Origin of the sequence: Burkholderia sp. A2 (assembly GCF_001729305.1) — a bacterium.
Lineage (GTDB): Bacteria > Pseudomonadota > Gammaproteobacteria > Burkholderiales > Burkholderiaceae > Burkholderia > Burkholderia sola.
In genome coordinates, this window is record NZ_LZXX01000153.1 from 1 (window position 1) to 11,960 (window position 11,960).

Annotated in this window: 8 protein-coding genes; 1 reads left to right on the plus strand and 7 read right to left on the minus strand. The window is 67.3% G+C overall.

The window, feature by feature from the left end; genetic code table 11:
* The 5 genes from A9Z05_RS36695 to A9Z05_RS33250 all read right to left on the minus strand — a co-directional run.
* Positions 1-2,858 (minus strand): ESPR-type extended signal peptide-containing protein (locus tag A9Z05_RS36695; RefSeq protein ID WP_256122161.1); only part of this gene is annotated, 2,858 nt, incomplete at its 3' end.
* A 958-nt stretch (positions 2,859-3,816) separates the two neighbouring features.
* Positions 3,817-4,719, minus strand: a complete 903-nt coding sequence (locus A9Z05_RS33235; protein ID WP_069621782.1) for an aminomethyltransferase — start codon at positions 4,717-4,719, stop codon at positions 3,817-3,819.
* 94 nt (positions 4,720-4,813) lie between these two features.
* Complete coding sequence (locus tag A9Z05_RS33240; RefSeq protein ID WP_006480563.1) at positions 4,814-5,032, minus strand: hypothetical protein; 219 nt, start codon at positions 5,030-5,032, stop codon at positions 4,814-4,816.
* Positions 5,033-5,267: 235 nt separating this feature from the next.
* A complete protein-coding gene (locus tag A9Z05_RS33245; protein WP_069621783.1) occupies positions 5,268-5,918 on the minus strand; it encodes an NADPH-dependent FMN reductase in 651 nt (216 codons plus the stop codon).
* 307 nt (positions 5,919-6,225) lie between these two features.
* Positions 6,226-6,531 carry an NIPSNAP family protein gene (locus A9Z05_RS33250; RefSeq protein WP_069621784.1) on the minus strand — a complete coding sequence of 102 codons (306 nt, stop codon included), beginning with the start codon at positions 6,529-6,531 and terminating at the stop codon, positions 6,226-6,228.
* Positions 6,532-6,812: 281 nt separating this feature from the next.
* Between A9Z05_RS33250 and A9Z05_RS33255 the strand changes: the two genes are divergently transcribed.
* Positions 6,813-7,631, plus strand: coding sequence for a GNAT family N-acetyltransferase (locus tag A9Z05_RS33255; protein ID WP_069621785.1), 819 nt, complete (start codon positions 6,813-6,815; stop codon positions 7,629-7,631).
* A gap of 123 nt (positions 7,632-7,754) precedes the next feature.
* Here A9Z05_RS33255 and A9Z05_RS33260 read toward each other — a convergent pair whose 3' ends face one another.
* Together A9Z05_RS33260 and A9Z05_RS33265 are read right to left on the minus strand one after the other, a co-directional pair.
* Positions 7,755-9,107 (minus strand): DUF3999 domain-containing protein, encoded by a 1,353-nt coding sequence (locus A9Z05_RS33260; protein WP_069621786.1) that lies wholly within the window; start codon positions 9,105-9,107, stop codon positions 7,755-7,757.
* Positions 9,104-11,960 (minus strand): DUF2339 domain-containing protein (locus A9Z05_RS33265; protein ID WP_069621787.1); only part of this gene is annotated, 2,857 nt, incomplete at its 5' end. The genes A9Z05_RS33260 and A9Z05_RS33265, both read right to left, overlap by 4 nt.

The window sequence follows — 11,960 nt, forward strand, 5'->3', positions numbered from 1 at the left end:
AGCGACGTCACCGAGCTGTTTGCCGAGCTGAGGCCGGTGGACAACGAGTTGATGCCGGTCGACGTCGACGTCGACAGGGACGTGATCGAGCTGTTGGCCGACGACAGGCCCGTCGACGTGGAAGACGAAAGCGAGGTGACCGAGCTGTTTGCCGAGCTGAGACCGGTGGACAGCGAATTGATGCCGGTCGAGGTGGAGGTCGACAGCGACGTGATCGAGCTGTTGGCCGACGACAGGCCCGTCGACGTGGAGGACGAAAGCGACGTCACCGAGCTGTTAGCCGAGCTGAGGCCGGTGGACAGCGAATTGATGCCGGTCGAAGTCGAGGTGGACAGCGACGTGATCGAGCTGTTGGCCGACGACAGGCCCGTCGACGTGGAGGACGAAAGCGACGTCACTGAGCTGTTAGCCGAGCTGAGGCCGGTGGACAGCGAGTTGATGCCGGTCGAAGTCGAGGTCGACAGCGACGTGATCGAGCTGTTGGCGGACGACAGGCCGGTCGACGTGGAGGTCGACAGCGACGTCACCGAGCTGTTGGTCGAGCTGAGGCCGGTGGACAACGAGTTGATGCCGGTCGAAGTCGACGTCGACAGGGACGTGATCGAGCTATTCGCCGACGACAGGCCGGTCGACGTGGAGGACGAAAGCGACGTCACCGAGCTGTTGGTCGAGCTGAGGCCGGTGGACAGCGAGTTGATGCCGGTCGAAGTCGACGTCGACAGGGACGTGATCGAGCTATTCGCCGACGACAGGCCCGTCGACGTGGAAGACGAAAGCGACGTCACCGAGCTGTTTGCCGAGCTGAGGCCGGTGGACAGCGAGTTGATGCCGGTCGAAGTCGACGTCGACAGCGACGTGATCGAGCTATTCGCCGACGACAGACCCGTCGACGTGGAAGTCGACAAGCTGACGATGCTCGACGTCGTGGTGCTGGCCACCGCGTAAAGCTGGCTGCCGTTGATCGCGTCCGTGCTGCTTGCACCGATCAAGCCGGCCGCCACATTCTGGATGCGGCGCTCGGAACCGGCGGCGCCCACACTCACAACACCAGCGGCCGAATTCGCGCCGGCATAGGTACCGAATGTCTGACTTCCGATCGTCGTGCTGCTGACAGCACCGGTGCCGCCCGTCGCTGTACCGGCGGCAGCGGTCGTGGTCGCACCTGGGCCGAGCGCAACCGAGCCCGTCACGTTCGCATTGGCGCCAGCCCCGAATGCCAGTGCATTCGTCGCGCCGGATACTGCGGTATCGCCAATCGCGATGCCGCCGGCCGCCGTAGTCGTACTGCTATTGCCCAGTGCAACCGAGCCCTGGCCGATCGCACTGTTGCTGTTGCCGATTGCCACGGCGCCGTTCGCCGCCGTCGTTCCCGCTGCATTGCCTGCGGCGACGTTGTTTGCACCCAGCGTCACGGCACCCGTGCCGTTCGCAATGTTCGGATCGCCGATCGCCACCGCGCCGTTACCGCTCGCGGTCTGTTGACTGCCGATCGCAACGGCGCCGACCCCGAACTTGACAGTCGAACGGTAACCAATCGCCGTTGAACCCAAACCGGCCGTCGACGACACGCTCGAGGTATCGCCGATTGCAACCGACGAATTCGCCCCCGCCGTTGAAGTATTTCCCAGTGCCACAGCGGCGGAACCCGCGGCGGTCGACTGATTGCCGGCAGCCAGCGTAGCGAAATTCGACGCGACGGTTCCGATACCCAGCGCCGTTGCGTTCGTGCCGTTTGCATTCGCGCCGAGGCCAAATGCCGAGGCTTGTCCGGCTGACGCGGTAGCGGTCGCACCGACGGCGGTTGCATTCGCGGCCGTTGCGGCCGCTTTGTTGCCGAGCGCGATCCCGTTCCCGCCCGACGCAACGGCCGTCACACCGATGGCGGTATCCTGTGCACCACTTGCAGTGGCTTGATTGCCGATAGCCGTTGCATCCGTGTTCGACGCAACCGCAGCAAAGCCGGCCGCGTAACTCGTGGGCCCGGTGGCGCTTGCGTTGAAGCCAGTTGCCATGCTGTTGGCCCCGGATGCCTTGGCGCCACCACCCAGTGCAATTGCATTGCCACCTGTCGAAGATGCTGCAGCCCCGACTGCGACGTTATTCGTTATCGAGGTGTTCCCCGCGACCCCCGCAACCGCGCCGTCGCCTTGCGCGATGCCGTATGCACCGTTGACGGTCGCGCCGCGGCCGACTGCAATACCCGACGTGGCGGCCGACGCGACGGACGACTGCCCGCCGATCGCGATGCCGTCCGACGCGGCGGACTGCGCGCCCTTCGTTGCGTTGCTGCCGATGGCGACTGCGCCCGCGCCCGAAGCGATGGTCGAGTTTGCCTGCGACAGCGGCGTCGTTCCGTTGCCGCCTGCGCCGCCGATCGCGACGGAGTTCAGCGCGTTCGCCGTCGAGCCGAAGCCGAGTGCGGTCGCGCCGGCACCGCTGGCGGTGGTTTCGAGGCCGGCCGCGACGCCCCAGAGGCCGGCCGACGATTGCATGCCGGTGGCGACGGCGCCGTTGCCGGTCGCCTGCGCGAACGAGCCGTATACCGTGACACCGGTCCAGCCGTTGCCGTTGGAGTTACATCCGGCTACGACCGAATACGTGCCGGAGCCGTCGCCGGCCTGGTTTTGCGTACCGCCCGGGTTGACGCGGCCGACCGCGCCGTTGCTTCCGGTGAAGCAGGTTTGCTGTGTGTTGAGCGTATTGGCTTCGGCCAGTCCTGGCAGGCTGATCGCCAGCGCCGCGAGGGCGGCGACCACGACGGCCGACTTGTTCGGCTTGCCCCGTGCCGAATCGATTTCCGATGCAGCGACCCAGGCGCCAAGTGCCTCGTTCCAGATCGAGCGGTATGTGCGGTTCATGTCCTACCTACCTCCAAATGTGCACGTCACACACCGGTCTCTTTTGTTAGAGGATTGCTCCGTGCGCTCGCGCGAATCTCAAAATTGATGGGCGGAGTTTATTGGAGGTCGATTTTGGAGATTGATAAACAGTGATAAATGAAGTGGTTTTAAAGTTAAAGAATGGTTAATGCGCCGCGTTTTGATGTGCTGGGGAAAAGCGAACGTCAAGGATGTGAGATTGTGTCGGGCAGCGCACGGACTACTCCGGCAATGAGGGTGATTTCTTATAAAAATCAAATGGTTACGATGGTTGTGTGCGGTGGATAACACAACTCAGAGGCATAAAAGTAAGATGAATGAGGCCGCAAACGTTTGCGCGCAGTCGAAGTCTTTCATGTTTGTAATGTTGAAAGGTGGATTTGCGAATAATGCTTTTGATATTTTATTAACTTGTTAATGTTTTTGTTTGAATCGAATTATTCTTGGTATTGGCTGGTTATCTGATAATTAGATTGGTCGGATGTCGAGCGTCTTGGATTGTGCTGGTTTGCGCATCTCGCGCGGCGCAGGGGCCCGAGCGGCGGGCGTTGCGGCCTGCCCGGACCGTGGAAGTTGTAAAAAAGTGCTACAGAGGCGACAGAGGAAACGATTCGCGTCAATTTATCGGTTTTGTCCTATTGACGATCGCGTTGACATCGGTATCAGCGCGGAATCGGCGCGCATGCCGGAACTCGAGCGGGCGCGCGCGCGGCGGGCGTTTCGGGGAGGGTCGACAGGCCGTCAGAGACCGAGCGTCGAGGGGAGCGGCGGTGGCTGAAATGTCAGATCCGGAGGGCGGCGATGTGCCCGCCATGCCGCTGGCGCCCGACGTGTCGAGGAAAAAGAGGGAGGGGTCGAATGTATCGGGCGCGCCACACCCGAGCGGGCGTGGGCCCATTCGGGCGCTTGCCGCATCACCCGCGGCAAGCGCCCGACTTCACTTCTTCAGAAACCGCAGCGCAAGCCGCGCCATCCGCGGCACGAACATCGGACGCAACAGGCGCTTGTCGTAACCGGCCATCCGCCGGTCGTTCTCCACGAGACACAGCTCGATCAGTTCGCGCGGGTTCAGCGCATCGCCGATATCGGCCGTGCCGGTCGCCGGAAAATTCGCGTCACGCGCGGCGCCGTCGGCGTCGATGCCGCGCGCGATGTTCATGCGGTCACGGATCAGTTGCACCCACACGGCCGCGACACGTGCGAAAAACCACGGCCGGCGCCACCACGGCATCGTGCGCCAGTACCATGCGTACCAGTTCACGAAGAACAGGATGTGGCGGCCTTCTTCTTGGATCACGGGCTCGAAGGTCTCGACGAGCTCGGGCGGGAAATAACCGGAGCGCTGCGCGGAGCGGAACAGGCCGAATGCGAAGAAGCTGTCGATGCATTCGCTGAAGCCCGTCATCATCCACGACCATTCGGGATCGGTCGGCGCCGGGTAGGCCGGCTCGGGCGCGAGCCGGATGCCGTACGCCTCGACGAGCTTCGACAGCACGACCTTGTGGCGGGCTTCCTCGCCGCCGTCCATCTCGAGCGCGCGGCGCAGCAGCGGATCGTCGACCGTCGCGGCGTAGGTCGCGACGCGAATCGACGCGCGGCCTTCGGTTTGCACCGCGATGTCCCAGATCGGCAGCGACGTGAGCCGTCTGAGTTCGGCCGGCTGGAGCGCCGGCCAGTCGATTACCGCCGGCTTGTACGGATTGTGTGTGTCGAGCAGCATCCGACAGAACATCTGCTTGTGCGCATCGGAACCGATCCGGACCGGGCCTTGCCTCTCGAAGGTCCAGTTGCGCATCGCGTGATCTGCCGCGGCATGCTCGTCCTGCAGCGTGTCGGTCATGGCTATTGTTATGCGATTACGGATCGAAAGATTCTTGCACAGCTTCCGTCATCGCGTATTTTCGAGTGGCCATGTGCACGCCGGCCCCGCGCGGTCACGCGTTCGTGTCGACCCAGAGGCGGCCCCAGCGCGAGGCGTACGCGAGGGCGTGTTCTTCCTCGAAGAAGAAATCGATCGCGTCGAACGACACGGAGCGCGGCGACGGCCCGCCGCTCGCGCGTTCGATCGTCAGGTTGGCGGCGAACAGCCCGTTCGGCAACCGGGCGGCAGCGGGAGCGACTTCATAGCCCTTGTAGCGGATCGTACGGTTCATGGCGTGCGCGTAAAAAGTTCGGACTTTCAGCGTACGAAAACCTGCCGGCCGCGTGAACCAATCTTTCGGCCAATGCAAATCATGCGGCGGGCTGAATCGTTATCGGGGCGGTACGCGCGAACGATGTGTTCGAGAGGCGAGACGGGCACGCCCGGCACATCGCCGCGCGTCGGAAGACGCGCCGCGCACCTGCGTCGAATCGTGTCGACCGGAGGGGCGCGGCGGAATGCGGAGGTTACTGGTTGGCGACCTTCAGCACGGGCGCGAGCGCATCGACCGATGCCGCATGCGAGGCCGCACGATGCGACGCGAACGCGAGCGCGAATTCGGCGGCTTGCGCGCCGACCGTCTCGAGTTGCGCGACGACCTTCGGATCCGAGCAGCTATCGGCGCTTTCGAAGCGCGTTTCCAGCGTGTTGACGGTTGCGCCGAACGGCGTCGGCCACCCGCGTAGCGCATGGACGATCGAGCGCAGCGACGTCAGCACGGTGCCGGCCGCCTGCCAGCCGTACGCGGTGACGATCAGGCCGACCGCGCGGCCGTCGAGATACGGGCGGTCGTCCGCGCGCAGTTCCTCGAGCGTGTCGAGCGCGTTCTTCACGAGGCCGGACACGCCGCCGTGATAGCCGGGCGTCGCGATGATGATCGCGTCGGCCTCGCGCACGGCGTCGATCAGCTCGCGCTGCGCGTCGGTCAGCGTTTTGTGCTCGGGTGCGTAGTGCGGCAGCGTATGCAGGAACGGGCCGTCGAACAGGCGCGTGCGCGCGCCGGCGGCTTGCGCACCGCGCAGTGCGAACGACAGCGCGCGTTCGGTGGACGACGCGGCCCGGGTGGTTCCGCCAATGCCGACGACGAACGGACGGCGGTGTTGATCGAATGCAGTCAAGGGGCGCTCCTGGAGTGGCTTGCCCGGCTAAGCACAGGCTTAAAACCAGATGGTAACGACCCCGTCGCCACTCTGAAAACGACTTTTCGTTCTATCGATATGCCGCGCGGAGAGGCAACCGTGTGCGCGGCCGCGCAGATCGATAGCAGAAATGCTTGGTTGGGACGGTGCGCCGGGCTCGATAAGATGGGCTCGTCTCCTCCATGATGTCTCTACTGACATGGGTTGGCCCCGCCGCGCGGATGCTGGCGGGGCTTTTTTTCGTCCTCGGCCGGAAAACGGGGCACGATGCGCGGCGATGCGCCCGTTACTCGAACACCGGCCGGAAGAAGCTGCGCTCGTAGCTGACGATGCACCGCGTGTCCTCCGCGTAGCGGAATGCGGCCTGGCAGGCCGGATCGTCCTTCGAGCGTTCGCGGTAGCGCTCGTAGTCGGCGAGGCTGGGGAACGAGAACATCGCGAGCGCGATGTTGCTCGCGCCTTCGGATGGCAGGAAGTAGCCGTGATGCGTGCCGCCGAACTGCTCGACGAGCGGAATCCACATCTTCCCGTAGGTTTCGAATTCGACGAGTTTGTACGGATCGACGACGTAGCGGAGGAAGCAGGTGACCATGGGCGCTCGCGATGCTGTGACGGAGCAGCGAGTCTGGAGCGCGGGGCAGTACGTGTCAACGGCGTGCGCGCCGGGCCTCGATCTCATCCGCTTGATGCGTTGCTTGCGCGTGCAACGATCGGTGCTTCGAGGCGTTCGCCGCGACGTGCGCACGGCATCGAAACGCACCGTACCCGGCACTTCCGTCAGCCACGTTACCGCGGCATTTTTACGACATTTTTTCTTGCGATGGCGACCGGCGCGCTCCTAGACTTCGGGCATCTTCACCACGGAGCATGGCCATGTCGATACCCTGGAACGCGATCGCCGAACGCACCCCTGCCGCGCCGCCTTCCGCGTGCGCCGATCGGGTGATCGTCCGGCGTTTCGATCCGGCAATCGACAGCTATGCGCAACTCACGCCGATGCTGCATCGTGCGTTCGCGCGGCTCGGTGCGATGGGGCTCAACTGCACGTGCGTCGATCAGGACGAAGACGTCACGCGCCGCCGCGCGGAAGCCGGCGAGTGTTATGTCGCCGTGTGCGGCGGGCGTGTCGTCGGCACGGCCACGCTGTATGCGACCGATCCTTCGTCGGCCTGCTCGCTGTACCGGCGCGAAGGCGTCGCGAGCGTGCGCCAGGTGGCGGTGGACCCGGCGTGTCAAAGCCGCGGGATCGGCGCGTTGCTGCTGTCGTTCGCCGAGCAGTGGGCTGCGTTGCGCGGCTATGCGCTGCTCGCGCTGGACACGCCGCATCCGGCTTCGCACCTGCTGGCGTTCTACGGCGCGCAGGGCTTCGAGGTGGTCGACGTGATGCGCTTTGCCGGCAAGCGCTACGACAGCGCGATCCTGTGCAAGCGGCCCGTTGCACGCGCCGCGCGGCGCGTGTCGCCGGCGTCGCGGCTGGCGGCGCGCGTGGCGGCCGTGCGGCGGGTCATGCATGCGTGGGCGCCGCGCATCGTCGCGATCGGCCGGCGCGAGTCGGGCCTGCGTCGCGGCGGAGGTTTCGCGGCGCGCCGCGCGGCCGGTGCGGCCAGTTGCCGGTCGTCGCCGTGGCGGCCGCGTCAGCACGGCCGCTTCGTGGCCCGATGGCGGCGGGCGGGTTCCGATTCGCGCCGCTGACGCGTCGCGTGGCCTTCACGTAAAGACGGAGCGCGGACCACTCGACGAATCGGTGCGATCGCGCGTGGCGATGGCCCAAGGAACGGGCCGGCGCGTCAAGCGGCACGCACATGCGTGCGGACGTTACTCGTCGCGGCTGCGCGTGTCGCCGCCGCCTTTCGCGAGGCGCCACGCGATCGTGCCGAGCACGCCGACCGCAACAATCAGCGCGCCCCACAGCACGTAGCGACGTCCGGCATCCGCATCGGCGGCCGCCGCCGTCGCGACCGCCGATACGGGCAGCGCCGCGCCGACGCGGGCGGGCCGTACTTCGGGCGCCATGCCGACCAGCAGCGCGTCGCGGCTCACGGCCGACGACACGAGCGATGCATCGCCCACGCCGAGCGTAAACGGCGGCGTGCCGCGCGCGACGAAGGTCAGCGCGGCCGGATGCCAGCCGATAGCGACCGCCGGCCGGCCGCCGCCGAGGCCGCCGTTGCGCATGTCGACGACGATCCGCCACGCGCGATCCGTATTCGCCGCGAACTCGAGCGGCGGATTGCGCTGCTCGCCGCCCTTGCCCTGCAGGCGGAACAGCACCGCGGCCGAGACGTCGCGCCACGGCACCTGCGCATCGGCGCGGCTTTGCAGCGTCGCGCGCGCGACGGTGTTCGGCTGCGGCAGGTCGATGCGCACGCGGTCGACCGGATACGCGCCGTCCGTGTCGAACAGATACTCGCCCGGCGCAGCGCCCGCGCGTATCCGCACGGCGTCGCGCCACTGGCGCGGCACGGACGCCGTGTCGGCGCCGCGTGCGTCGCGCGGATGCGTCTCGACGTCGACCGACGCGATTGCCGGCGCGCCGTCGAGCCAGTCCAGCCGCAGGTAGCGCGGCGTCGCACCGTCGAGCGCGATGCGTTCCTGCACCAGCAGGTCGTTGCCGCGGCCGACTTTCAGCAACTGCGTGCTGCCGAGCGGTCGCCAGTTGCGCAGGTCGTCGCTGGCTTCGACGGACACGCGGCCCTGGTAGCTGTCGTCGTCCACATGCACGACCAGCGCATCGATGCTGCCGTCGGTATGCGACAGGTCGACGAGGTCCGCGCCATGCCCGGTGGGCGAAGGCGGCGCGACGGCCGCGCGCAGCGCGCCGTCCGGGCCGACCGTCACGCCGAGCGGCGCGCTACCGTTCTCGGCGCGCGCGGGCGGCAGCGGGAACCAGTGCACCGGCGCGCGCGACGGCGGCACGGCGGGCGCGGCCGGCGCGTCGAGCGAATACGGCACCGGCTCGCCCGCGCCGTTGAAGATGCGCACGTCGCCGAGATCGTCGCGCCGGCTCGCCGCATACACGGGCTGCGGCACGGTGAGCTGGTAATACGCGGCGCTGCCGTCGAGGTCGAGCGCGAAGCGCTGCGTGACGCGCCCTGCGTTGGGTACGCCGTCGGCCGTCGCGAACGACGCGAGCAGGCTCAGACCGAGCAGGGCGGCGAGTCGTTTCATGGCTGGCAGTCCTGTTGCGCGGCGGCCTTCGGCGGCAGCGGCGAGAAATAGCCGATCAACAGCAGCAGCACGCCGATGCCGATGAACGACACGATGCGCTCGATGCCGGTGACGTGCGACAGGTCGAACAGGAAGAGCTTGACGACCGTCAGCGCGAGCAGCGCGGCGCCGACGAACCACAGCGGCCGCAGCCCGCGGCGCGTGGCCCAGATCGTGATCGCGAGCGCACAGACTGTCCAGTACACGGACACCGATGCCTGCACGAGCGTCGATTCCGCCATCGCGCCGAATTCGTACGGAACGCCGGCCCAGTGATGCAACGTGCGTAGCAGGATCGCGTTCAGCCACAGGAACCCGGTCGCACCGGCCGCACCCAGCAGCTCGACACGATGTGTGCCGAAGGTCCAGCCGAGTTTGCGCGCGCGCACGAACCACGAAGCGGCGAGCGCATAGACGACCGCGAGCACGAGATCGAGCGGATTGAACAGCGGCACGCGCGCCCAGCTTCCGCCGTCCTGCGTGAAGTTCGCGTAGAAGGTCCACGCCCACATCACGACGATCAGCGGCAGCGACGCGAATGCGCAGAGGCGCGCGATGCCGTCGCGGCGCGTGAGCCACATCCCGGCGAACGCGAACAGGCTCCAGCCGACCATGAACACCTGCTGGATGCCGAACGACGACAGCACGATGTCGATGTCGTAGCCGAGGTGGAAGCGGTGATGCAGCGTGCGCAGCATCAGCGCGTTGAACCACAGGAACACGGTCGCGATCGCCACGTAGTCGACGGCGCGCGGATGCCACGCGATGCCGAGCGTTCTGAGGCGGCGCAGCCACGCGGCGAACGCGACGAACACGAGACCTTGCGCGATGTCGAGCGGATTGAGCAGCGGCAGCCAGAAGAGCGGCGCTGCGTCGCCGTCGCTGACCGTGCTGGCGATGCTCCACAGCCACAGTAGTGCGGCGAGCGGCGCCGCACCCCACACCTGGTATGCGCGCGGGAACGCCGCGACCGGCCAGCGCGGGCGGGAGCCGGGGCCGGACACGAGCAGGAGCAGCGCGCCGAAGCCGTACGCCCATGCGCTCCAGCTCCATGCGCCTTCCGGGACGAACGCGCGCAGGCGCCAGAAACCTTCGAGCGACAGCAGACCGCACACGGTCCAGAACGTCAGCGTATGCAGCGGCGCGAGGATGCGCGTTGCAACGGAGGGCGTCGCGCCGTTCGCGGCAGCGGCGCCGGTCGTGCCGCGCGACTGGCGCCACAGCAGCGCAAGCCCCGCGCCGATGGCCACCGGCCACGCGAACGCGCCCATGCCCGACAGCGGCGCTTCGTGCGCATCGAACGCGCGCAGCGCGAGCAGCGCCAGCACTGGCGTGAGCGCGAGTGCGGGCCATTCGGCGAGCGGCCAGGCGAGCCGGCGGCGCGCCACGTGCGCGAGCCAGGCGGTACCGGCGGCGAACAGTACGGTCGTATCGACGACGAAGCGATCGGCATGCAGATCGACGTGACGGCTCGCGTGGACGAGGATTTCGTGCAGCCCGCCGCTGACCCACCACAGCAGCCCCCACGCGGCGGCCGCGACGCCGATCTCGGGCATCCACCCGTGCCATGCGCGGGCTTCGCCGCGCCCGTGCAGCCACCAGCCGGTGAACAGGCCGGCGAGCGCGATCAGCAGCATTGCGATAGTCGGGCTGTTGAGCACCGGCAGCGCGGTCGCGTCGGCCGGACTCAGCAAGCTCGTGAAGAACGCGCCGGCCGCGGCGACCTGCATCAGCAGCCCGAAGCCGAACGCGAGCAGGCGTTTCTGGCGCACGCCGAGCCACACGACGGCCGCGCCTTCGATGGCCCACGCGGCGCTGGTCGTCGGCCCCGAGAACGCGAGCGGCACCGCGAGCGTCGCGAAGATGACGGCGAGCGCGAGCATCGATTCGAACAGCAGCCCGAGGCGATCGCGGCGCCGCGCGAGCCATGCGGCGACCGCGACGTAGAACGCCGACAGCGCGACCGCGCTCCACGCGAGCGCGAACGGCATGCCTTTCACGAGGGACGCCTGCAGCGCGGTCGCGACGATCGGCGTGCCGAACACGAGCGTGCCGTCCACGTAGTGTCGCAGCGCGAGTTCGCGCTTCACCGCATACAGCAGCGCGATGCCGACGTACATCAGGAAGAACAGGATCAGGAACGGCTCGGTGCTTGCGAACAGCGCGGGGCGATAGGCCGTCACGCCCCACGCGGAGCCGATCGTGAACGTGAACACGAAGCCGAGCAGGTTCAGCGGGCGCCAGGCCTTGAACCACGCGATCGCGAAGATGCCCGCGTTCAGCAGTGCGTAGTAGCTGAACAGCGCGACGTGATTACCCTGGCCGGTCGACAGCAGGATCGGTGCGAGAAAGCCGCCCGCGCTGCCCATGAACGCGAGCGGCAGCGCGTTCTGCCGCACCGCGAGGAACGCGCTCAGCGCGCAGACCGCGACCATCAGCGGGAACGCGGCGCCGATGGGCAGTAGTGCGTAAAGCTTGGTCGCGGCGAAGATCGTCAGGTACAGGATGCCGACGCCGCCGCCTTGCAGCACGAGGCCGTATGCGGCGCGGCGCGGCCGCACGCGCCAGCCGATCGCGAGCAGCGCGGCCGCGGCGAGCGCCGTGCCCGCGAGGCGGAATTCGATCGGCAGCATCGCGTTGTCGGCCGCGTACTTGAGCAGGAACGCGACGCCGAAGAACAGCACGATGATCCCGACACGCACGACCGTGTTGCCGCCGAGCAGCCAGTCGCGCGCAGCGCCGAATGCGCGTTCGGCGAGGCCCGGTTCGCGCGGCGCTGGCGGTTGGGGCGGTTGGAGCGGGGCAGGGCGGATC